The sequence below is a fragment of the Streptomyces muensis genome, from assembly GCF_021474425.1.
Taxonomy (GTDB): domain Bacteria; phylum Actinomycetota; class Actinomycetes; order Streptomycetales; family Streptomycetaceae; genus Streptomyces; species Streptomyces muensis.
The window spans coordinates 1-21,819 of sequence record NZ_JAKEIP010000143.1 but is presented as its reverse complement, the minus strand read 5'-3'; the positions used below and the strand labels follow the sequence as shown (position 1 = coordinate 21,819).

16 protein-coding genes are annotated in these 21,819 nt (G+C 71.0%); 9 read left to right on the top strand and 7 right to left on the bottom strand.

The features are described from left to right. Nucleotides 1-91 precede the first annotated feature (91 nt). Nucleotides 92-1,357 (bottom strand): hypothetical protein, encoded by a 1,266-nt coding sequence (locus L0P92_RS28025; RefSeq protein WP_234765833.1) that lies wholly within the window; start codon nt 1,355-1,357, stop codon nt 92-94. Nucleotides 1,358-1,707: 350 nt separating this feature from the next. On the opposite strand from L0P92_RS28025, the gene L0P92_RS28020 reads away from it, so the two are divergent. From L0P92_RS28020 to L0P92_RS28005, 4 genes are all read left to right on the top strand, one after another. Next, nucleotides 1,708-5,565, top strand: coding sequence for a Pls/PosA family non-ribosomal peptide synthetase (locus tag L0P92_RS28020; RefSeq protein WP_234765832.1), 3,858 nt, complete (start codon nt 1,708-1,710; stop codon nt 5,563-5,565). A 77-nt stretch (nt 5,566-5,642) separates the two neighbouring features. Then, nucleotides 5,643-6,986 carry a M1 family metallopeptidase gene (locus L0P92_RS28015; protein WP_234765831.1) on the top strand — a complete coding sequence of 448 codons (1,344 nt, stop codon included), beginning with the start codon at nt 5,643-5,645 and terminating at the stop codon, nt 6,984-6,986. Nucleotides 6,987-7,154: 168 nt separating this feature from the next. Beyond that, nucleotides 7,155-10,904: a metallophosphoesterase family protein gene (locus L0P92_RS28010; protein WP_234765830.1), complete on the top strand. Its 3,750-nt coding sequence runs from the start codon at nt 7,155-7,157 to the stop codon at nt 10,902-10,904. A gap of 29 nt (nt 10,905-10,933) precedes the next feature. Further along, nucleotides 10,934-11,371, top strand: a complete 438-nt coding sequence (locus tag L0P92_RS28005; protein WP_234765829.1) for a YchJ family protein — start codon at nt 10,934-10,936, stop codon at nt 11,369-11,371. A gap of 4 nt (nt 11,372-11,375) precedes the next feature. Here L0P92_RS28005 and L0P92_RS28000 read toward each other — a convergent pair whose 3' ends face one another. Together L0P92_RS28000 and L0P92_RS27995 are read right to left on the bottom strand one after the other, a co-directional pair. After that, nucleotides 11,376-11,735, bottom strand: coding sequence for a hypothetical protein (locus L0P92_RS28000; RefSeq protein ID WP_234765828.1), 360 nt, complete (start codon nt 11,733-11,735; stop codon nt 11,376-11,378). Continuing rightward, nucleotides 11,732-12,433, bottom strand: coding sequence for a FadR/GntR family transcriptional regulator (locus tag L0P92_RS27995; RefSeq protein WP_234765827.1), 702 nt, complete (start codon nt 12,431-12,433; stop codon nt 11,732-11,734). The genes L0P92_RS28000 and L0P92_RS27995 overlap by 4 nt, the downstream gene beginning before the upstream one ends. Nucleotides 12,434-12,570: 137 nt before the next feature. Between L0P92_RS27995 and L0P92_RS27990 the strand changes: the two genes are divergently transcribed. From L0P92_RS27990 to L0P92_RS27975, 4 genes are all read left to right on the top strand, one after another. Then, the gene (locus L0P92_RS27990) at nt 12,571-13,089 is read left to right on the top strand and encodes a gluconokinase (RefSeq protein ID WP_234765826.1); all 519 of its coding nucleotides are present in this window, start codon (nt 12,571-12,573) and stop codon (nt 13,087-13,089) included. A 72-nt stretch (nt 13,090-13,161) separates the two neighbouring features. Continuing rightward, nucleotides 13,162-14,589, top strand: a complete 1,428-nt coding sequence (locus L0P92_RS27985) for a GntP family permease (RefSeq protein WP_234765825.1) — start codon at nt 13,162-13,164, stop codon at nt 14,587-14,589. A gap of 10 nt (nt 14,590-14,599) precedes the next feature. Continuing rightward, nucleotides 14,600-15,364, top strand: coding sequence for an SDR family oxidoreductase (locus L0P92_RS27980; protein ID WP_234765824.1), 765 nt, complete (start codon nt 14,600-14,602; stop codon nt 15,362-15,364). 14 nt (nt 15,365-15,378) lie between these two features. Then, nucleotides 15,379-16,404 carry an L-idonate 5-dehydrogenase gene (locus L0P92_RS27975; protein ID WP_234765823.1) on the top strand — a complete coding sequence of 342 codons (1,026 nt, stop codon included), beginning with the start codon at nt 15,379-15,381 and terminating at the stop codon, nt 16,402-16,404. A gap of 156 nt (nt 16,405-16,560) precedes the next feature. On the opposite strand, the gene L0P92_RS27970 is transcribed toward L0P92_RS27975, so the two are convergent. The 4 genes from L0P92_RS27970 to L0P92_RS27955 form a co-directional block, all read right to left on the bottom strand. Next, nucleotides 16,561-17,184: a cytochrome b/b6 domain-containing protein gene (locus L0P92_RS27970; RefSeq protein ID WP_234765822.1), complete on the bottom strand. Its 624-nt coding sequence runs from the start codon at nt 17,182-17,184 to the stop codon at nt 16,561-16,563. Further along, the gene (locus tag L0P92_RS27965; protein ID WP_234765821.1) at nt 17,168-17,896 is read right to left on the bottom strand and encodes a molybdopterin-dependent oxidoreductase; all 729 of its coding nucleotides are present in this window, start codon (nt 17,894-17,896) and stop codon (nt 17,168-17,170) included. The genes L0P92_RS27970 and L0P92_RS27965 overlap by 17 nt, the downstream gene beginning before the upstream one ends. An 88-nt stretch (nt 17,897-17,984) precedes the next feature. Next, entirely contained in the window at nt 17,985-19,529 is a 1,545-nt protein-coding gene (locus tag L0P92_RS27960) for an APC family permease (RefSeq protein ID WP_234765820.1), read from the bottom strand. A 36-nt stretch (nt 19,530-19,565) separates the two neighbouring features. Beyond that, entirely contained in the window at nt 19,566-20,516 is a 951-nt protein-coding gene (locus L0P92_RS27955; protein ID WP_234765834.1) for a hypothetical protein, read from the bottom strand. 305 nt (nt 20,517-20,821) lie between these two features. Between L0P92_RS27955 and L0P92_RS27950 the strand changes: the two genes are divergently transcribed. Further along, on the top strand, nt 20,822-21,718 hold the full coding sequence (locus L0P92_RS27950) for a DMT family transporter (protein ID WP_234765819.1): 897 nt from the start codon (nt 20,822-20,824) through the stop codon (nt 21,716-21,718). Nucleotides 21,719-21,819 lie beyond the last annotated feature (101 nt).

The following is a 21,819-nucleotide window of genomic DNA, read 5'->3' as shown; positions in this document are numbered from 1 at the left end:
GCGGAATGGCAGACGCGCTAGCTTGAGGTGCTAGTGCCCTTTATCGGGCGTGGGGGTTCAAGTCCCCCCTCGGACACCAGCGAAACCCCTGTCAATCAGGGGTTTCTTGCTTTTCCGGGGCCATCTGCCCCCTCCTTCGGCCGTCGGCCGCCAGCAGGGCGATCACCACGAGTGCCGCGAGCAGGATGATCGCCAGGAGCAGGACCGTCAGGGTCGTGGGGTCGTTCCAGAGGGCGAACACCAGCGCGATAACCAGCAGGGCTCCGATCGTGAGCCACTTGCGGTTGTGCTCGGTCCAGGTGCCGGCCCGGCCCGTGGTGACGCCGTGGGAGTCCGCCCACCGGGCGGCCGAGTCGGCGCCGCGTTCGGACCGGGAGCGCACCGCGCGCGGCAGTCGGCCCGGGCCGACGAGGTAGGCGCCGAGGGCGATGATCACACCGAGCACGATGACGGTGCGCAGCGTGGCCTTCAGGAAGCGCAACAGGGTGTCGAAGACCGCGGCCGCCGCCGGTTCGGACAGGACGCTCGGCGGGAGATGGTCCAGGTAGTAACGGCGGGCGACGACGAGACCGATGGCGACGATCAGACAGCCGACGGCCGCTCCCAGGGCCGCCTTGGCCAGTGCGCGGCGGCGACGGTGGGCCAGCAGGACTCCCGCCGCGCCGAGCAGCACGGTGATCACCGGCATCCAGTAGCCGGCCAGGTCCAGCGCGTGCGCCGCGTCCTGGAACTGGTCGAGTTCGTCGGACTGGAACAGGACCACCTGTTTCTCGACGTCCGGGATCTTGGAGGCCGGCTGCACGCCGGCGTCCTCCAGATCCTTCTTGACCTGCTCCACGGCGGCCCCGACGTCGAGGGTCACGGTGCCCTCCTCGACGCCGATCGCGCCGCGCCCCTCCCCTGTGAGGGCGTGCACGACGGCCGAGTGGGCGGTCCGGTTCGCCGTGACCCACAGCCGTTCGAACCGGTCGCTCTCGACGAAGCGCTTCGCGACCCGGTCGGCGGCGGCGTGGGCGGCCTCGTCCACCTGGGGGGCCAGTGCCTTGACGGCGTCGGCCGCGCGGGGCGCCATGCCCTGCGACTTCAGCCAGTTCGCGATGTCGGTGGTGATCTGCTTGCCGTTCACGCGGACGTCCACCGCGTCGACGAGCCGGTGGCGCACCGCGTCCTCGATGTCGCGGTCGGTGGCGAGCGGCTTCATCGTGCTGACGTAGCGGTCGGTGTCCAGGGCGATGTCGTGCACCCACACCGTGATCACGGTGACGGGAGCCAGAACGCACGCGAGGACGATCAGCACGGCCGAGGCCGTGCTCCGCAGCACCCGGCCGGTACGACGGCCCTGTGGGGGGTTCGACATCCGTCCTCCGGCATCGGCGACACCGCCGCGAGAACCCCCGCGGCTTGTGTCCATTGCCGCTGAGCAGGGGCTTCGCCGCACCCCGGGCTGGGCCATCCGGACGCCCTGTTCACGGCCCCTCACCCACTGTGTGGGGCATGTCTCGTCCGTCGAAGATCACCAGGTCAGCGCCGGTGCACCATCGACCGGAACACCCCGAACGGGCTTCCCAAGTGGTGAACCAAGGGCCGCGAACCTAGCGTCGTACTAAAATTTCCGGCTTGTTACGGAGCTGGAGCCGGACAACCCCAGGCGAACCTGCGGGCCCGCCAGCGCCCCGGAGGCATCCGGGATCGAGACGCGAGGACCGGATGGCAGCCATTCACGAGAGCAGCGCTCTCGGCCTGCTCGACGATGAGATCCGCGAGAAGTTCGGCGACACGGCACGTTTCTCCGGGGGCCCGGCGGCCTCTCCGCGCACCCTCGTCGACGTCTTCGAGGCGTCCGTACGGTCGTATCCGGACGAGCCCGCTCTCGACGACGGCGCGACCTGCCTCAGCTACCGGGCGCTGGCCGTCGAGGTGCAGCGGCTGCGGCGCAGGCTCGCCGCGGCCGGGGTCGGAGTGGGGGACCGGGTGGGCGTGCGGGTGCCGTCCGGGACCAATGACCTCTACGTCGCGATCCTCGCCGTGCTCGCGGCCGGTGCCGCGTACGTCCCCGTCGACGCCGAGGACCCGGACGAGCGGGCCGAGCTGGTGTTCGGGGAGGCGGATGTACGGGCGGTGATCGGCGCCGGGCACGAGATCGCCGTGCACGGCACGTCCGAGGCCCCCGCCGGGCGTCCCGGTGTCGAGCACGACGCGTGGATCATCTTCACGTCCGGCTCCACCGGCAAGCCGAAGGGCGTCGCCGTCTCGCACCGCAGTGCCGCCGCGTTCGTGGACGCCGAGGCCGCGCTGTTCCTCACCGAGGAGCCGATCGGGCCCGGGGACCGGGTGATGGCCGGGCTTTCGGTCGCGTTCGACGCGTCCTGCGAGGAGATGTGGCTGGCGTGGCGGTACGGCGCCTGTCTGGTGCCGGTGCCGCGTTCGCAGGTCAGGAGCGGTGCCGATCTCGGGCCGTGGCTGGTCGAGCAGGAGATCACCGTCGTGTCGACCGTGCCGACGCTGGCGGCGCTGTGGGAGCCCGAGGCCCTGGGCGACGTACGTCTGCTGATCTTCGGCGGTGAGGCCTGTCCGCCCGAGCTGGCGCAGCGGCTGGTGACCGAGGGGCGTGAGGTCTGGAACACGTACGGGCCGACCGAGGCGACCGTCGTGGCCTGTGCCTCGCTGATGAGCGGGGAGGAGCCGATCCGGATCGGGCTGCCGCTGGACGGCTGGGAGCTGGCGGTGGTCGACGAGGCCGGGGAGCCCGTGCCGATGGGCGAGAGCGGGCAGCTGGTGATCGGCGGTGTCGGGCTCGCGCGGTATCTGGATGCCGAGAAGGACGCGGAGAAGTACGCCCCGCTGGAGTCCCTGGGCTGGGAGCGGGCGTATCGCAGTGGCGACCTCGTCAAGGCGGAGCCCGAGGGGCTGGTCTTCCTGGGGCGGGCCGACGAGCAGATCAAGCTCGGCGGGCGGCGGATCGAGCTCGGTGAGGTGGATGCCGCGCTGCAGGCGCTGCCGGGGGTGGCCGGCGCGGCCGCCGCCGTGCGGACCGCCCGCAGCGGCAATCAGCTGCTCGTCGGGTACGTCGTCACCCAGGACGGCTGGGACCAGGCGGCGGCGGTCGAGAAGCTACGGGCGGAGCTGCCCGCCGCGCTGGTGCCGTTGCTCGCGCCGGTCGAGGAGCTGCCGACCCGTACGAGCGGCAAGGTGGACCGGGGCGCGCTGCCCTGGCCGCTCGCGGGCCTGGAGAGCGGCGGTGGTCCGGCCGAGCAGCTCTACGGCACCGAGGCCTGGCTCGCCGAGCAGTGGACCGAGGTGCTCGGCATCCCCGTCACGGGCGCCTCCGACGACTTCTTCGCGATCGGCGGCAGCAGTCTGGCCGCCGCGCAGCTGACGACACGGCTGCGGACCCGCTATCCGAGCGCGGCCGTCCTGGACATCTACCAGCAGCCGGTACTGCGGAAGCTGGCCCGGCGGCTGGAGGAGTCCGCGCAGGACGACGGGGCGCAGCGGGTGATCGCCCCGGTGCCGAGGCGCACGCAGGTGATCCAGGTCCTGCTGCTCCTACCGCTGTTCACGCTGCTCGGCCTGCGCTGGACGGTCGCGCTGGCCGCGCTCGGCAATCTGCTGCCCGCCTACGGGTGGCTGCCGACGGCTCCTTGGTGGCTCGTCGCGGTCGGAGCCGTCGTCCTGTTCAGCCCGCCGGGGCGGCTGGCGCTGGCGGCCGGGGGCGCTCGGCTGCTGCTCAGGGGCGTCAAGCCGGGCCGGTACGCGCGCGGTGGCGGTGTGCATGTGCGGCTGTGGACGGCCGAGCGGCTGGCCGAGTTCAGCGGGGCGACCTCGCTGACCGGGGCGTGGCTGGAGCGGTACGCGCGGGCGCTGGGCGCGAAGATCGGGCCGGACGTCGATCTGCACTCGCTGCCGCCGGTCACCGGGCTGCTCAAGCTGGGCCGGGGTGCGGCCGTGGAGTCCGAGGTGGATCTGTCCGGGTACTGGCTGGACGGGGACCGGCTGGAGATCGGCGCGGTCAGGGTGGGCGCGCATGCCGTCGTCGGGACGCGCAGTGTGCTCTTCCCGGGGGCCCGGGTGGGCAAGCGGGCCGAGGTGGCGCCCGGTTCGGCGGTGACGGGTCAGGTTCCCACCGGTCAGCGGTGGGCGGGCGCGCCCGCGGTCAAGCTGGGCAAGGCCAAGCGCAACTGGCCGAAGGAACGGCCGCGGCGCGGGACGTACTGGCGTGTCATGTACGGCATCACGGGCTTCGCGCTGACCGCGCTGCCGGTGCTGGCGGGTGTGGCCGCGCTCCTCGTGGGCCGGGTGTTCTTCACGCCGGACGCTCCGCTGGCCGGCGCCGCGCTGGCGCTCGTACCGGCGACGCTCGCCTTCGGGCTGGCGTACGCCGTGCTGATCCTTCTCGCCGTGCGGCTGCTGAGCCTCGGGCTGCGCGAGGGTACGCACCCGACGCACGGCCGGGTCGGCTGGCAGGCCTGGACGGTGACGCAGCTGATGGACCGCTCGCGCGAGACGCTGTTCCCGCTGTACGCCGGGCTGGTCACGCCGGTGTGGCTGCGGCTGCTCGGGATGCGGATCGGACGCGGCGCCGAGGTGTCGACGGTGCTGGCGCTGCCGAGCCTGACGACGGTCGGTGAGGGCGCGTTCCTGGCCGACGACACGCTGACCGCGCCGTACGAGCTCGGCGGTGGCTGGATGCGGATCGGGCGGGCGGAGATCGGGCGGCGGGCCTTCCTGGGGAACTCGGGGATGACCGCGCCGGGGCGTTCCGTGCCGGACGGCGGTCTGGTCGGGGTGCTGTCGGCGACGCCGAAGAAGGCGAAGAAGGGCACGTCGTATCTGGGGCTGCCGCCGGTGAAGTTGCCGCGTGCCGCGGCCGACGGCGATCAGAGCCGGACGTACGAGCCACCTGCGCGCTTGCTGTGGGCGCGTGGGCTGGTGGAGCTGTGCCGGATCGTGCCGGTGTTCTGCTCGGCGGGGCTCGCGGTGCTGACGATCGCCGCGCTGTGTGCGCTGGGGGTGTGGGCGCCGCTGTTGTCGGGGCTTGTGCTGCTGGCGGCGGGTGGCGTCGCCGGGCTGGTGTCGATCGTCGCCAAGTGGCTGCTCGTGGGGCGGCACCGCAGCGGGGAGCATCCGCTGTGGTCGTCCTTCGTGTGGCGCAACGAGCTGGCCGACACGTTCGTCGAGGTGCTCGCGGTGCCGTGGTTGGCGGGTTCCGTGCCGGGTACGCCGGTGATGACGGCCTGGCTGCGCGGCCTCGGGGCGCGGATCGGCAAGGGCGTGTGGGTGGAGAGCTACTGGCTGCCGGAGACGGATCTGGTGACCTTGGAGGACGCCGCGACCGTGAACCGGGGCTGTGTGCTCCAGACACACCTCTTCCACGACCGGATCTTGCGGACGGATACTGTGGTCCTCCGTGAGGGCGCGACGCTGGGTCCTGGCGGGATCGTCCTGCCCGGCAGCGCGATCGGGGCCCGTACGACGCTGGGTCCCGCGTCGCTGGTCATGGCCGCGGAGTCCGTCCCCGACGACACCCGCTGGCTCGGCAATCCGATCGAGGCATGGCGCACCTGATGCCGGCCCACTCGGAGCCGGTAGGGCGTGGGCCGGCGGAGAGTGGCAGCAGTACGGCGCAGGGAGCACAGACAGCAGTGGCAGTTCAGCAGGCGGCGGGCACGGACCCGTACTTCCCGGAGCACGGCGACCCCCGCTACCGGGTGCACCGGTACGAGCTCGCCGTGGACTACCGCCCGGGCCCGAACCGGCTCTCGGGGACGGCCCGGATCAACGCCATCGCGGGACGGGCGCCGCTGACCGAGTTCGTGCTGAACCTGGCCGACTTCAGGATCGGGCGGGTCCGGGTCGACGGACGGCAGCCGCACTACACGCATCGCGGCGGACGGCTGCGCGTGCGCCCGGCGAAGCCGGTCCGCGCCGGGGCCGCCTTCACCGTCGAGGTGCACTGGTCGGGCAATCCCAAGCCGGTCAACAGCCCCTGGGGCGGGCTCGGTTGGGAGGAGCTGGAGGACGGGGCGCTGGTGGCGAGCCAGCCGATCGGGGCGCCGTCCTGGTACCCGTGCAACGACCGGCCCGCCGACAAGGCGTCGTACCAGATCTCGATCACCACGCCGTCGGCGTACGCGGTGGTGGCGGGCGGGCGGCTGCTGACCCGGACGACGAAGGCGTCCACGACGACCTGGGTGTACGAGCAGTCGGCGCCGACGTGCAGCTATCTGGTCGGGCTGTCGATCGGCAAGTACCAGACGGTGCTGCTGGGCGACCCGGGCCTGGGCGGCGTACCCCAGCACGGGCACATTCCGGCGCATCTGCTGCCGGAGTTCTCGCGGGACTTCGCGCGCCAGCCGCAGATGATGGAGCTGTTCCAGGAGCTGTTCGGGCCGTACCCCTTCGACGAGTACGCGGTCGTGGTGACCGAGGAGGAACTCGATGTGCCCGTCGAGGCCCAGGGGTTGTCGCTGTTCGGCGCCAACCATGTTGACGGGGCGCGGGGTTCGGAGCGGCTGGTCGCGCACGAGCTGGCGCACCAGTGGTTCGGCAACAGCGTGTCCATCGCGGACTGGCGGCACATCTGGCTGAACGAGGGCTTCGCGAAGTACGCGGAGTGGCTGTGGTCGGAACGCTCGGGCGGGCGCACGGCCCAGCAACTGGCCGCCGCCGCACACCGGTTGCTGTCCTCGCAGCCGCAGGACCTGCGGCTGGCGGACCCGGGCCGCAAGTCCATGTTCGACGACCGGCTCTACGAACGCGGCGGGCTCGTGCTGCACGCGGTGCGCTGCGCGATGGGCGACATCGCGTTCTTCCGCATGCTGCGCGCCTGGGGCCAGCTGCACCGCGGCGGCACGGTGACGACGACCGCCTTCACCTCCCACGTGGCGCGCTTCGCGACCGAGCCGGTGGAGGAGCTGTTCGAGGCGTGGGTGTACGGGGCGGCGTTGCCGCCGTTGCCCTCGGCCGACGCCCCGGTGGTTGCCTAGGCACCTCGTCCGCGTCGAGGCGGCGCGCCGAGAGGGCTGCCATGCGACGCCGGCGCTGCGGGCAACTGGCCGAAAAACGCCCTCATCGGGTCATCGGGTAGATACCCTGTGCGATCCATCGGCCGACGGCAGGCGCGTCGACGGCCGCCCCAGCACCTGGACGGTCAGATGGTCCGCAACAGCATCACTTGGTGGCAGCTCTCCGATCTTCACTGGCCGAGTCCCCCCGAGCCCGAGCGCGAGCAGTACATCGCCGTACTGCTCGACCATCTGCGTCAGGTGCGTGCGGACGAAGGCGCCCCGGACTTCGTTATTTTCACCGGCGACATCGCACAGTCCGGCAAGGCCGAGGAGTATGCCTCCGTATCGGACATCCTCTTCGCTCCACTGCGCACCATCGTCGGAGAGCACACCCCGCTGCTGTTCGTCCCCGGCAATCACGACATGGACCGCGAGGAGGCGGACTTCAAATCGGCGCGTCTGATCACGGATTTGAAGGAAACGGATGCCGTCGATGCCTTTCTGAGCCATGAGCGGCAGCGCGACAACTTCGGGGACCCGTTCCGAAATTACGAGGCCTTCGTCCGCCGCTGGGGCCCCGAGGGCACGGAGAACGTCTACCACTGGTCGCACGAGGTCGTCGTCGCAGGACGGCGCTGCCGGATTCAGGGCATCAACTCCGCTTGGTCGGGCTATTACCATGCGGCCGAGTCCGGAACCGATGACGACCGCGGACGGCTGTTGCTGTCCATCTCCCAGATCCCACGGCTGGACGAGGACGTGGACTACGCCCTCTTTGCCCAGCACCACCCGTTCGACTGGCTGCACCAGCAGATCTCAGCCCCCGCCATACAACGGCTACGGCTCGAATACCAGGCGGGGCTGTTCGGCCACCTCCACGACCCCCGCGAAACGGGAATGCTCGCGACGCCTCACTCCCGGTTGCTGCGCGTGCCGTCGATGCTGCTCTTCGGCCGCCCTCATGGCGACTATTCGGCGGAATTCGCTCGCGGCTATGCGCGCGGCGAACTGCTCTTCGATCAGGACCGTTGCCGTATCCGCTATTTCAAGTACGACAACGTCCACAGCGGACGCTTCCGCGAGTACACCGACGTCTACCCCGAAGGCAAGGGCGCGCCGGTCGAGATACTCCAGGCACTGCACCACCGGTCTGCATCGATGGCCGCCCCACAGGTGTCCGCTCCTTCATTCGCGTCGCTCCTGCCCGAGATCCGCCAGTTGCAGTCACTCATCCCCGAACTGAACGGTCTGGACGGTTACTCGACACACACGTTGGGCATCTTCCAGAGGTTGGTGGAGCTGATCGACTCCGAGGTGCCGCTGACCGCTTTCGGTGACGGCAGCCAGGTGGCCCTGGCATACGTGGCGGCCGAGCTGACCATCGTGCACAGGAACTCCGAGGTGCTGTTGCCGGGCGGTGAGGCAACCGGTGCGGCACGGATCATGCCTGAGCTCGAGCGACTCGTCCCAGCGGCGCACGAGGTCACCGAGGAGAGCGTCTCCGAACTGTGCCGGCTTCTGGACCACCTGAGTCTGTACGAGCCGGAACGGATCAGGCGTGCGGGAGACCTGCGCAGGTGTCAGGCTGCCGACTGTTTCGCGTTCCTGTGGGGGCTCGCCCGCCTCGCCCAGCTGCTGGACAATCCGGCGCTGATGGACGCGGACGCCATGCAGGTGAACCCGTACCGCAGAAACGTCCTCGACGTGCGCCGACGGCAGCCCTCGGACGGCACGTTGGTGTTCGACCTGCACACCACGGACCGGAAGGCGTTCCATCTGACCGCCGAGGCCCGGCACTTGGTGCACCAGTACTTCATGGAACTGGAGAACGTCTGGCGAGGCTGGCAGGTGGTGCGCCCGCCCGTTCGGTTCGAGCTCAACACGCCCCGTTGGCGGGACCGTTCCCTGCGGAGCCATGAACTGCGTGTCGACGCCCGCCCCATCACCAGGCTCCTGATGGGCTCGGCCCTGTACGGAGACCGGCCACACGTCTGGCTGCGTGAGCTGATCCAGAACGCCGTCGACGCCACCGAGATGCGGGCCGCCACCAGCCCCATGGACTACCAGCCCCGCATCGACGTGGAACTCGAGGACGCACACCGTCTGGTGATCCGTGACAACGGCGTGGGCATGACCTACCAGCAGGTCGTCAGCCAGTTGTCGGTGCTCGGCCGTTCCGGGTGGCGCGACTCGGTCGACAAGTCCACCGAGTCCGCCACGGACGGGCCCATGATCTTCGGCCGCTTCGGCATCGGATTCGCTTCCGTGTTCAGCGTGGCGACCGCGGTGCAGGTACGCACGCGCACGCCGGACAGCCGGCCCGTGGACGGCATCCTCGTACAGTTCTCCACGCCCGACCGCCCCTTCTACACGGACCATACGACCTGTGAGCCGGGCACGGAGATCAGGGTGCAACTCGCGGACTCCCTGACCACCACTGCGTTCCGTGACGCGATGACCGACCTGTTCGCGTACCTGCCGTCCTCGGTCCACGTCTCGCCGGACCTACGGCTGCCCACCTCGTTGGCCGGGTTCTCTCCCCTGGACCGCAAGCGCAAGCACCTCAATGGCTGGGCGGTGCAGCGACGCCAGGGAGCCACGCACCTGGGACCGTATGCGGCCGACTTCCAACTGGACGTGATCCATGACCCCCGACCCCATCAACGCAAGGAAAGCCAGGGCCGGTGGCAGCAACGCGACGACAGCCAGCGCGACAAGCGACCGAACTCCAACGAGCTCGGGCGCACGTCGGTGACCTTCTGCGTGGACGGCATCCGGATCACGGATCACATCGGTCTGCACCCCTCCGAGGGAACCCGTCGGTCGGACGATCAAGTGAACGGTTATCTCACAGGCTGCCACCTCACGGTCGACTTCCGGCGGAACAACGCCCCGGTGACGGCGTCCCGCAACGCCCTCGACGGTGACGAGGAACTGCACAAGGAGGTGCTGAAGCTCGTCCAGACGACGGTTGCCGACATGCTCACGGAACTGATCCAGATCGTCCAGGCCGGCTGCGCGAGTGATGCGGCCAGGCGAAGGGCGGCCTACCGGGCCCTGTGTGACCCGCTCATCGGCTGGGGCGGCATCCGTCCCCATGCCTACAAGGGGTGGGGGAGCTTCCACAGTGTGCCGGAGCTGTCCCAGGCGGCTGCCGAGGTCTATTTGAAACATTGCCCGGTGGCAGTCCGGTCGGCCGACGGCAAGACGAGGTACGTTCCGCTGGCCGATGTCGATCCGGACAGCTGCTCCGTGGTGACAACCGCGAAGCTGGCGCAGCACAGCATCTTTCCCGCCTTCGCCCGCGCGGGCGGCCTGACCGAGTGGATCGTCGCTTTCGAAGGCCTGGAGCTCAACCTGATCGAAGAGGCTTGGCCGCACGAGGCGTTGCCGACCGTGGTCAGTGAGCCGTCTCATCTCATGGAGGACTTCCAGAGTGTCCTTCCGGAAGTGCGCGAAGGCTGCCTGTGGCCCCTGCTCCGCTCCGACTACGCGCTCTCCGAAAGCCAGGTCTTCGGGGACGCCCTGGTGGTTCCGCTGCCGACCCGCGGGGGCACGGTGAAGCGCGCGGACGGCGTGACAAGACGGCGTGCGAGTACCGCCCCCGGTGAACGGCCACGCAAGCTGCTCAACCGGCGGCATCCCGTCCTCGTGGCCGTCGAGGAGTTCCTGTCGCGGAGGGCCGCCACGAGTGCCTCCGATTCGGCCGCGGCCGAAGCCGAAGTGACGACATGGCTGGACCTGCTGTGCGACCAGGTACTGGACGAGGACCGCGTCACCGTACGCCGTGAACGGTGGAAGCAGCTCCGGCAGAGGCTCCGGGAGCTGACGGGCGACAATTTCGCCCAGACATCCGCCGACGCCCTGTACCCGTCGTGGACGGACGCACCCGACTGATTCGGTCCGCAGCCGGGACAATGGTGGCCATGGCCTCCCGACGTAGTTCATCCCCGCGCAGCCGCCCCGCTCGTACCGCTCCCGCACGGCCCACCGCGTCGTCGGTGTGCCCATGCGGGAGCGGTGAGCTGTACACGGCGTGCTGCGGGCTGTTCCACCAGGCCGGAGCCGCCGCCCCGACCGCCGAGGCGCTCATGCGGTCGCGGTACAGCGCCTTCGTCAAGGGCGATGTGGCGTATCTGCTGCGGACCTGGCATCCGCGGACGCGGCCGGGGCGGCTGGAGCTCGCTCCGGGGATGCGGTGGACGGGGCTTGAGATCCTCGCGACCGGTGACGGTACGGCGTTCCACACGTCCGGCACCGTGGAGTTCCGGGCGTCCTACCGGGGTGGGGCGCTGCATGAGCGGAGCCGGTTCGAGCGGGTGGACGGGGCTTGGGTGTACGTGGACGGGGAGTTCCCCGAGTGAAGGTCTAGGTGGCGTCCCTGCGGCCCGGCGGGAACTCGTTGCCCTCGCGGTCGGTGACGGTCGCGAAGAAGGACGTGGCCCAGACGGTGAGGCAGCCGGGCTCGTGGACCGTCTCGAACGGGTGGTCGTTCCAGGTGCCGTGGGAAGTGACGTACACGGCCTCGCCGGGTTCCAGCCAGTAGTCCTGGCCGAACGGCTCGAGCCACAGCTGCAACAGCTCCCCGCCGCTGTTCTGCACCAGCATCGGCACCGGGTTGCCCAGTCGGCGGATGGCCTCGAAGCCGAAGTCGCCCGCCTCGGGCATGTTCGCCTTCAGCGGCTCCATGATGCGCTCGATGTCCGCGCGGCGGCGGTCCTCGGTCATGGCGCCAGGATGTCCAGTTCCTGGAGCGCGCCGACCGTGATCTCGCGGGTCAGGTGTTCCGCGCGTACCGCGTCGCCCGCGCGGACCGCCTCCGCGACCTGGACGTGGAGGGTGACGGCGGCCGGGTCGGGGTCCTCGAACATGACCTCGTGGTGAGTGCGGCCGGCGAGGACCTCGGCGACGACGTCGCCGAGGCGGGCGAACATCTCGTTGCCGGAGGCGTTGAGGATGACGCGGTGGAAGGCGACGTCGTGGACGAGGTAGCCCTCCAGCTGGTGGCCGCGGGAGTGGGCGACCATGCCGAGGGCGCACTCGGTGAGTTCGGCGCACTGGTCGGCGGTCGCGTGCTTCGCGGCGAGGCCCGCCGCCACCGGCTCGATCGCCGAGCGCAGCACCGTGAGTGAGCGCAGCTGCTGGGGGCGGTCGGCGCCGGCCAGGCGCCAGCGGATGACCTGGGGGTCGTAGACGTTCCACTCGGCCTTGGGGCGGACCGTCACGCCCACGCGGCGGCGGGACTCCACCAGGTGCATGGACTCAAGGACGCGGACCGCCTCGCGCATCACCGAGCGGGAGACGTCGAAGCGCTGCGCCAGTTCGTCGGTGCGCAGAACGCTGCCCGGCGGGTACTCGCCGGCCGTGATCGCGGGGCCGAGAGTTTCCAGTACCTGGCCGTGCAGCCCCCGGCCCGTTGTGCTCATGCACTCAGCGTACGGGGCAGATCACGCGATCAAAAAGTCAGACTTATATGTCACAGGGTCTTGAATTCGTCGTACCTAATGAGTTTCAGTTGCGTCGACATCACGTGTCGACGAAGACAGCAGACAGTGAGGCAGCGATGAGTACCCCCCATGTCGTCGTGGTCATGGGCGTCGCGGGCACCGGCAAGACCACCATCGGTCCCCTGCTCGCGGCCCGGCTCGGCGTCCCGTACGCCGAGGGCGACGACTTCCACCCGCAGGCCAACATCGCCAAGATGTCGGCCGGCACCCCGCTGGACGACGACGACAGGTGGCCGTGGCTCGACGCCATCGGCGCCTGGGCGCACCAGCGGGCCGGGCTCGGCGGGGTGGTCAGCTGCTCGGCGCTGAAGCGGTCCTACCGTGACCGGCTGCGGGCCGCCGCGCCCGGGGTCGTGTTCGTGCACCTCACCGGTGACCGGGCCCTCATCGAGGACCGGATGACGCACCGGCAGGGGCACTTCATGCCGACCGCGCTGCTGGACTCGCAGTTCGCCACGCTCCAGCCGCTCCAGCCCGACGAGGCCGGAGTCGCCGTGGATGTCGCCGGCAGCCCGGACGAGATCACCGAACGGGCCGCCAAGGCGCTGAGCGAGCTTCCGGGCTCGGCGGCGTAACACCCCGCGCAACACCCCACCCCCCACGGCAGTACCCCTCTCCCCAACCCCCGTACCTGCAAGGGAACCCCCGTGACCAGACTCAGCGTCGAGATGCTGGCAGCGGACACCGTCGAGCCCATCACCTCGGCCGGCCACGCTCAGCTGGGCATCGCCGTCCTGGCGGGCATCGCCGTCATCGTCCTGCTCATCACCCAGTTCAAGCTCCACGCGTTCCTGTCGCTGACCCTCGGGTCGCTGGCGCTCGGCGCCATCGCCGGGGCACCGCTCGACAAGGTCATCACCAGTTTCAGTGCCGGACTCGGCACCACGGTGGCCGGCGTCGGCGTGCTGATCGCCCTCGGCGCGATCCTGGGCAAGATGCTCGCCGACTCCGGCGGCGCCGACCAGATCGTCGACACGATCCTCGCCAAGGCGGGCGGCCGTTCGATGCCGTGGGCGATGGTGCTGATCGCCTCGGTGATCGGTCTGCCGCTGTTCTTCGAGGTCGGCGTCGTGCTGCTGATCCCGGTCGTCCTCATGGTCGCCAAGCGCGGCAACTACTCGCTGATGCGCATCGGCATCCCGGCCCTCGCAGGCCTGTCCGTGATGCACGGCCTGGTCCCGCCGCACCCCGGCCCGCTGGTCGCGATCGACGCGGTCGGCGCCGACCTGGGCGTCACGCTGGCGCTCGGTGTCCTCATCGCCATCCCGACGGTGATCATCGCCGGCCCGGTGTTCTCGCGGTACGCGGCCCGCTGGGTGGACGTACCGGCGCCGGAGCGCATGCTCCAGGCCCTCGGGGAGTCCGGTCAGGTCCCCGGCGACCGCGCTTCCAAGGAGCCGCAGAAGCGCCCCGCCTTCGGCCCGACGCTGATCACGATCCTTCTGCCCGTCGTGCTGATGCTGTCCAAGGCGCTGGTCGACATCGTGATCGACGACCCCGAGAACACCGTGCAGCGCGTGTTCGACGTCGTCGGCTCTCCGATGATCGCGCTGCTCGCCGCCGTGCTCCTGGGCATCTTCACGCTGCTCAAGCCGGCCGGGTTCGGCAAGGAGCGCGTCTCGCCGCTGGTCGAGAAGAGCCTCGCGCCCATCGCGGGCATCCTGCTGATCGTGGGCGCGGGCGGCGGCTTCAAGCAGACGCTGATCGACACCGGTGTGGGCCAGATGGTCCTGGACATCTCCAAGGACTGGTCGATCCCGGCCCTGCTGCTGGCCTGGCTGATCGCGGTGGCGATCCGGCTCGCGACGGGTTCGGCGACGGTGGCGACGGTCTCGGCCGCCGGGCTCGTGGCGCCGCTGGCCGCCGAGATGTCGACGACCCACGCGGCCCTGCTGGTCCTCGCCATCGGCGCCGGTTCACTGTTCTTCAGCCATGTGAACGACGCCGGGTTCTGGCTGGTCAAGGAGTACTTCGGCCTGGACGTCGGCCAGACCATCAAGACCTGGTCGGTGATGGAGACGATCATCTCGGTGGTCGCCGGCGGTCTGGTCCTGCTGCTCTCACTGATCATCTAGGGGTACGACGATGACGGCTCACCCCCTCTTCGACATCAGCGGCCGCACGGCCCTGGTCACCGGCTCCAGCCGGGGCATCGGCCTCGCGCTCGCCCGCGGTCTCGCGGAGGCCGGCTGCACGGTGGTCCTCAACGGACGGGACGGCGAACGCCTCACCAAGGCCGCCGCCGAACTGCCCGGCGACCGGGTCCACACGGCCGTGTTCGACGTGACCGACGGCCCGTCGGTGGCCGCGGGGATATCGGATGTCGAGGAGCGGGTGGGCCCGCTCGACATCCTGGTGAACAACGCGGGCATGCAACTGCGCGCCCCGCTCCTGGAGTTCACCGACTCCGACTGGCACCGCATCCTGGACACCAACCTGACCAGTGCGTTCCTGGTCGGCCGGGAGGCGGCCCGCCGGATGACGGAGCGCGGCCACGGGAAGATCGTCAACATCTGCTCGCTGCAGAGCGAGGTGGCCCGCCCCGGCATCGCGCCCTACGCCGCCACCAAGGGCGCGCTGAAGATGCTCACCAAGGGCATGTGCGCCGACTGGGGTCCCTGCGGCGTCCAGGTCAACGGCCTCGGCCCCGGCTACATCGAGACCGAGCTGACCCAGCCCCTCGTCGCCGACGAGGAGTTCAGCGCCTGGGTGCGGCGACGCACCCCGGCCGGCCGCTGGGGACGCACCGAGGACCTGGTGGGCGGGGTGCTGTTCCTCGCCTCCCCGGCCGCGGACTTCGTCTCCGGGCAGGTGCTGTACGTCGACGGCGGCATGACGAGCGTGCTGTGAAGGAGGCCCCGCGGATGCTCGGTTGTGTGATCCACGGTCAGGACGACCTGCGGGTCGAGGAGCTGCCGGTGCCGGTCCCGGGTCCGGGGCAGGCGCTGGTGGCCGTGCGGTACGGCGGGGTCTGCGGCTCCGATCTGCACTACTGGCGGCACGGCGGGGTCGGCGACTTCCGGCTCCGGGAGCCGATGCTGCTCGGGCACGAGGTGGTCGGGACGGTGCTCGCGTACGGCGAAGGCACCTCGGGTCCGGTCGCCGGTACGGCCGTCGCGGTGCACCCGGCCACGCCCTGCGGGGTCTGCCCGGAGTGCGCGGACGGTCGGCGCAACGTCTGCCGGGACACCCGCTACCTGGGCAGCGCGGCCCGCTTTCCGCACGTCCAGGGCGGCTTCGCCGCCCAAGTCGCGGTCCCCGCCGACCAGTTGAGGCCGCTCCCGGACGGGCTCGATCTGCGCCGGGCGGCGCTCGCCGAGCCGCTGTCCGTCGCGCTGCACGCGGTGCGGCGGGCCGGGGAGGTGGCCGGGAGGCATGTCCTGGCGACCGGTGCCGGGCCCATCGGGTCTCTGGTGGTCGCGGCGGCGAAGGCGGCCGGGGCGGCCCGCGTCACGGTGACGGACCTGCTGCCGACGGCCCTGGAGTACGCGCGGATCGCCGGCGCCGACACCCTCGTACGCGCCGACGATCCGGACGACGCCGGATGGCCGTCCGAGGTGGACGTGGCCATCGAGGCCTCCGGCGTCGCCGCGGGCCTGGAGACCTGTCTGCGGCTGGTGCGGCGCGGCGGCGTCGTGGTGCAGCTGGGGATGCTGCCGCCGGGGCGCAGTCCGTTCGCGGGGAACCTCGTGGTGAGCCGGGAGATCGAGCTGCGCGGCGCGTTCCGCTTCGACACGGAGTTCGACGCGGCACTTGAACTGCTCGCGGCCGAGGCGTCGTTCGACGGGCTGGTCAGCGCGGTGGTGCCGGTGCGGGAGGCCGCGGCGGCGTTCGCGCTGGCGGCGGACCGGAGCCGGTCCTGCAAGGTGTTGTTGGACTTCGGGGCCTGACGACGGCCGGTTCGGCAACGCCGTTGGGGGCGCGGGGCTGTGATCGATATGCGGCTACCGCCGCGCGGGCGCGACCAGCCACAACGAACCCGCAGACGCCCGACGACCGATCGCGGCACTCCGCGGCGCTTGGCGGCTCCCCCCGCGGAGCACCCGTCATGGACGCCACAGCGGATGCTCCCGCTCGGCCCATTCCCGGCTGACGGAACCGGTCCGCATGCCTCTGCGGGCCTCCGGGTCCGCCAGCGCCATGCCGATGTGGCCGGCGAGGACGATGCCGATGGTGAGGGCCAGCCAGTCATGGACGAAGGTGGCACTCGTACGCCACACCAGCGGCGTCAGATGGGTGAACCACATGATCAGCCCGGTGCCGAGCATCACCAGGGTCGCTCCGGCGATCCAGGCGGCGTAGATCTTCTGCCCGGCGTTGAACTTGCCCGCCGGACGGGACGCGCGGCGCTTGTCGCGGTGCAGGGCGGCGCGCAGCCAGAGACGGTCGTGCGGGCCGAAGCGGTTGAGGAAGCCGAGGTCGGCGCGGAAGAGGCGGGAGGCCAGGCCCGCGAGGACCGGGACGGGCAGGGCGAGGCCGGCCCACTCGTGGACACGGACCACCAGCTCGCGGCGGCCGACGAGTTCGGCGAGCTGCGGGACGTAGAGGCAGGCCGCCGTCACCACGCACACGCCCATCAGCGCGGCCGTCGTGCGGTGCACCCAGCGTGAGGCGCGGCCGAAGCGCCGGACGCCGGTGGCCCTGCCGGGGGCGTCAAGTCGTAGGCTCATCGTCGCGTCCGTTCGAGCGGCCGACCCAGGCGTCGACGTCGTAGCCCCTCTCCTCCCAGTAGCCCGGCTTCACGTCCTTGGTGACGGTGATGCCGGAGAGCCACTTGGCGGACTTGTAGAAGTACATGGGCGCCACATAGAGGCGGACGGGGCCGCCGTGGGCGTGGCCCAGGTCCTTGTCCTGCATGCGCAGGGCGACCAGGACGTCCGCGCGGCGGGCCTGGTCGAGGGTGAGGCTCTCGCTGTAGGCGCCGTCGAAGCAGGTGAAGCGCACCGCGCCGGCGCCCTCGCGCACTCCCGCGGCGTCCAGGAGCCGGGACAGGCGGACCCCTTCGAAGGGGGTGTCGGGCACCCGCCAGCCGGTGACGCACTGGACGTCGCGCACCATCCGGGTCTGCGGCAGGGCACGCAGCTCGACCAGCGTGTAGGTGCCGGGGTGGTCGACGAGGCCGTCGACGGTGAGGCGGTAGGTGTCGGCGTTCTTGCGGGGGACGGAGGAGGTGACCGAGTAGTAGCGGAAGCCGCCGCCGTTGGGGAGCAGACCGGTCAGGCCGGTGGGGTCCTTGTCGGACGCTCCCGCGAGGAAGGACTCCAGGCCGCGCTGGAGGGTGGGCGCGGTGGCCACGCCGAGGGCGCCCAGGCCGAGGGTGCCGAGGAGGACGCGGCGGCCGATGGGCTTGCCCCGCGGCTCTTCGGGTTGTTCGGAGTTCACGTACTCATCGAACACCCGCGTGCCCTCGCCGGGCCAGGGAACGCGGGTGCCCGTCAGATTTCCGTAACCACCTCTCACCCGGCTCTCGTCAGTCGCCGTGGGCGGCCTTCTCCAGCTGGAACGCCTCGTTGCCGAGCCCGATGCGGGCATGGGTCTCGGGGGCGCGGGAGCGCAGGAGCAGGCCCTGGGCGACGCCGGCGGCGAGGGCGAGGGCGATGACGGCGGGCAGGGCCCAGCCGAGGGCCGAGCCGGGGCCCGCGCCGATCAGGACGTCGAAGTCCTTGACGGTCCAGACGACGATGAACAGCAGGGCGAGGACGGCGAGAGCGGAGGCGGCCAGCCGCCAGAACTGGGCGGCCGCGGCACCCCGGCGCACGAAGAAGACGATCACCGAGACCGAGGCGGCGGCCATCAGGGCGGTCACGCCGAGCGCGCCGAGGCTGCCCATCCAGGTGAACAGGTGCAGGACCGGTGCGGTCGGGTCGCCGGCCGGCTTGTCGTCGGCGACCGCGAACGCGGCGACGACCACGAGCGAGATCACGGTCTGGAGCAGTGATCCGGTGCCGGGGGCGCCGCTCGCGCCGCTGGTGCGGCCGAAGGCGGCGGGCAGCAGGCCCTCGCGGCCCATGGCGAAGGCGTAGCGGGCGACGACGTTGTGGAAGCTGAGCATCGCCGCGAACATGCCGGTCACGAACAGCACGTGCAGGACGTCGGTGAAGCCGGTGCCGAGCAGGTCCTCGGTGAGGAAGAACAGCAGCCCGGCGCTCTGTTCCTGGGCGGTGCCGACGATGGCCGAAGGGCCTGCGGCGACGGTGTACGCCCAGCAGCTGATCGTGTAGAAGACGGCGATGCCGCCGATGGCGAGGAACATCACGCGGGGCACGAGGACGTGCGGGCGGCTGGTCTCCTCGGCGTAGACCGGGGCCTGCTCGAAGCCGAGGAAAGCGGCGACGCAGAAGCACAGGGCGGTGCCGATGCCCGCTCCGGTGAGGGTGTCGGGGTTGAAGGCGTGCAGCGACAGGCCCTCCTTGCCGGGGTCGCCGAGCGCGGCGACGTCGAAGATGACCACGAGGGCGACCTCGATGAGCAGCAGGACGCCGAGGACGCGCGCGTTGAGGTCGATCTTCAGCCAGCCGAGCCCGCCGACCAGGAGCACGGCCAGCAGCGCCGGTATCCACCAGGCGACCTCCAGGTCGAGGTAGGTGGCGAACAGCCCGGAGACCTCGAAGCCGAAGATGCCGTAGATGCCGACCTGGAGCGCGTTGTAGGCGACGAGCGCGACCATCGCGGCACCGGCACCGGCGGTTCCGCCGAGGCCTCGGGAGATGTACGCGTAGAAGGCGCCGGCGTTGTGGACGTGCCGGCTCATCTCGGCGTATCCGACGCTGAAGAGCGCGAGGACGGCGCCGAGGATCACGAAGAGCAGCGGCTGGCCGAGGACGCCCATCACCCCGAAGGTCGTGGGCATGACACCCGCGACGACCATCAGGGGTGCCGTGGCGGCGAGCACGGACAGCAGCAGGCCCGTGGTGCCCAGCCGGTCGGCGCGCAGGGCGCGGTCCTGCCCCTTGAACGTACTGATGCCGCCACCGCCTGTGGTGGCTCTGCTCGTGCTGGAACTGCCCGTGGTCATCGGGGACCGTCCTTGGGTCGACTGCGGTTGGGGGCGTTACGCCGTGCCGAGCGCGCTCTCGCGTGCGGCACGGAAGGCGGGATACGGGTCGCGGTCCGGGTACGACCACGGTGTGGGGGTGGCGTGCTCGCCGATGCGGTGAAAGAGAGCGGCGGCCTCGGCGCCCCGGCCCTCGCAGACCTTGGCGTGGGCGAGGAAGTTCAGGTCGATCAGCCGGCGCGGGTGGCCCTCCTGCTCCCACTCCAGCCACCAGTCGAAGGCGGCCCGCATCACCTGCCGGGCCCGGCGGCCGGTCCAGTGCCCGGAGGCGGCCGCGTCGCGCTGCTCGTGTCCGGCGCCGGCGAGAACGCGGTAGCGCTCGGCGTGGGCCACGACCGGGAGGATGGCGAGCGGGGAGTCGGCGGGAGCGCGCTCGGCGGCCGCGTTGGCGAAGTCGTAGACCTCGTGGAGCGGGTCGGCGCCGGATCCGGTACGCCGTTCCGCGAGCCGGGCGACCATCAGGTGGTGGGCGTGGTGGTGGTCGGCGTAGCGGGCGCGGACCTCGGCGAAGTGGCGCCGCACCTCCTCCTCGGCGCCCAGGGCGCTCTCCAGCATGAGCAGGCCGAGCCAGGGGGTGGGGTCGGCGGGCGCGAGGGCGGCCGCGGAGTGGCAGGACTCGCGGGCGCGGACCGGTTTCTCCTTGCCCCGCAGGGCGCGCCGCACCTGGGCGAGGGCGAGCAGGACGGCGGCGTCGGCGGAGTCGGGTTCGGCGAGCAGCCAGTCACGGGTCCAGGGGGCGCAGTACGGCTCCTGGGCGAGAACGGTGACGCGGTGCCCTCTGCGGTCCCAGTCGTCGCCGGTCCGGGCGAGCAGCGAACGGGCCGTCTGCCATCTGCCCTGGGCCAGAGCGGTACGGGCCGCGGCGAGCTCGGTGTCGTCGAGGGCCGCGTCGAAGGCGTGGGCTGCGCGCTTGCGGCCGCGGCCGAGGGGTGGCGGAGGTGGGGGCACCGTTCTGGGTTCTGTCGGGGAGAGAATGTGGACTGTCATCGACCGATCACACACAGCAAATCCGCAGCCAATGGTTCACGTCAAGGGCCGCCGACGCGTTACACGCGTCAACTTCTGTTACCAGTGGGACAGTTGAGGCATACAAGCTGACCGCAATGTCGGAATTGTTCGTATGGTGTGGCGTACGTCATGGCGTCGGCGCCGCGGGCATCGCAGGATTGCGGGACGCGCATGCCGGGCCTAAGGCCGCTACAGTCGGCCCTTACGCACCCCGTCCGCCCGGCAGGATGATCGAGGTACGCAGCGTGTCGCTCCAGATCCTGATACTCGCCGTCAGCGCCGCGTGCTGTCTCGGCTTCGGCTTCGTTCTCCAGCAGAACGCCGCGCAGAAGGCGCCACTGAGCGACTTCCTCTCCCCCCGGATCCTGCTCGACCTGATGAAGGTGCCCCGCTGGCTCGGTGGCATCGGACTCATGGTGGTCGGTATGGCGCTGGGTGCGATGGCGCTGGGCCAGGGCGAGATCTCCCTGGTGGAGCCCCTGCTGGCGACCAACCTGCTGTTCGCGCTCGGGCTCTCGCGCCGCCAGACCAAGCAGCCGTTGGGCCGTCAGGGCTGGACGGGGCTCGCCCTGCTTGCCGGCGGTGTCACCGCGTTCATCGTGGCCGGTCAGCCGCATGGTGGTACGGCGCCCAGTGGTCCCTTCCGGCAGTGGCTGATCATCGGCGTCATGGTCGGGATGGCGCTGCTGCTCACGGCGTACGCCAAGCGGTCGCGGCTCAGCGCGGGGCCTGCGCTGCTGGCCACGGCCGCGGGTCTGCTGTACGGCGTGCAGGACGCGCTGACGCGTGTGACCGGCCAGCGGTTCGCCGAGGGCGGCATGGCGGAGATCCTGACCAGCTGGCAGCCGTACGCCGTGGTGGCGCTCGGCCTCACCGGGCTGATCCTCGTCCAGAGTGCCTTCGAGACCGCGTCCCTGCGGATGTCCCTCCCGGCCCTGACCGCGGCCCAGCCGCTGGCCGGCATCCTCTGCGGCGTCGGGTTCCTCGGCGACCGGCTGCGGGCCGATTCGGGGGCGCTGGCCTGGGAGGCCGCGGGGCTGGCCGGCATCGTGGTGGGCATCATCCTCCTTGGGACCCACTCGGCGATGCCCTGTGGGGCGGTGCAGCCGAAGCGGACGGCTGCGGCGGTGGCCACCACCTGACCCCGGCACCACCCTGGGTGTCCTCGCCCCCGCCGCCCCTACGCATCCCTGCGGGCGAGTGGGGGCTGGTCGCGCAGTTCCCCGCGCCCCTTTCTGGGGCT